Below are 1,123 nucleotides of genomic sequence, written 5' to 3' on the forward strand. Positions count from 1 at the left end.
TCGCACGGAGGTCCAGTGCATGGGTGTTCGCCCCGGGCACCCGTAGCCAGGCGGTGACCTGACGCTCCTTCTTCTCCACCGCCACTTGCCGGAACTCCTTCGGCGAGAGCTTGGTGAGCCGCTGGAGCACGGTGTCGGTGTACACCTGCTCGGAGAGAATCACCGCCAGGCAGGACTCCGGCGCCGCGATCAGCGCCTGCCTGAGCGGGTCGCTGTCCACCAGCCGGCTCACCAGCACCACTCCGTGGCCGGCATAGCCGTTGTCGGCCGGGTGGGCCGTGCCGAAGTGGACGGCCAGTCGCAGCCGGAGCCAGTGCTCGGGCCGGACCCGGTGATTATGGCGCTCCAGGACGGCTTGTAGTTCGGCCACGTAGTCGTCGACCACCTTTGCCTCGGAGACCCCATCCGGCAGAATGGCCAGCTCGCCGTCCCCCGCCCCCTGCCTGATCCAGGCCGTACGGTCGAATCCGACCGCCTCCGCCGCTTCGTCGAGTATCCGGACCAGGGCCCGCTGGATGTCGAACTGGGACCGCTCGTCCTCCTGCCCGTAGCCCTTGACGTCAGCGGAGAGCAGCAGCCGACGGGGACCTCCTTGAAACCTGCTCAACTCCGTTCAGCCTTCCTTGCGGTGGTGTACGTGGTGAGTCGCCAGTGTGGAGCGCGGGGGCAGCAGACATCCCGGATCGATACGGATTCCCCCCGGTCGATCGCGCTCTGAGCGAGTGACCATGCTCACACAGCGGATCACGGATTCGTCCGGGGTCTCCATTTCGTTACCGAGTTCCCATGGAGATACGAACATCCGAACCAAGGGGGGGCTTTGACGGATCGTCAAATCGACATGGAGTCACATCCGGAGCCGTCCGCGCTCACTGTCGCGCTCAGCGCCCTGACCGCGTTCCAGGGGTACGTGCAGCAGGCCGACAGCAAGGTCAACACCTTGCTGGTGGTGCACACCGGCGGAGTGGTCGCGGTGGTCAGCGCGCTCGCGGGGCGCGACGCACCGGTGCGCTTCCCGCTGCCGACCCTGTTGGTGATGGCCGGGTTCGCGATCGCCTTCCTGCTCTCCGGCTTCCACGTCCTGCAGGCGCTGCGGCCCAGGCTCGATCCACCCGTCCCACCC

The 1,123-nt window shown here is 67.1% G+C and carries 2 protein-coding genes; one reads left to right on the forward strand and one right to left on the reverse strand.

All coding sequences use genetic code 11. The annotated features are described in order from the left end of the window. A partial coding sequence (locus tag ABD323_RS41420) for a hypothetical protein (RefSeq protein ID WP_344447254.1) occupies positions 1 to 607 on the reverse strand: 607 nt, incomplete at its 3' end. 213 nt (positions 608 to 820) lie between these two features. On the opposite strand from ABD323_RS41420, the gene ABD323_RS41425 reads away from it, so the two are divergent. Beyond that, positions 821 to 1,123 (forward strand): Pycsar system effector family protein (locus ABD323_RS41425; RefSeq protein WP_344447256.1); only part of this gene is annotated, 303 nt, incomplete at its 3' end.

This window comes from Kitasatospora nipponensis, from assembly GCF_039528135.1.
GTDB classification, from domain to species: Bacteria; Actinomycetota; Actinomycetes; order Streptomycetales; family Streptomycetaceae; genus Kitasatospora; species Kitasatospora nipponensis.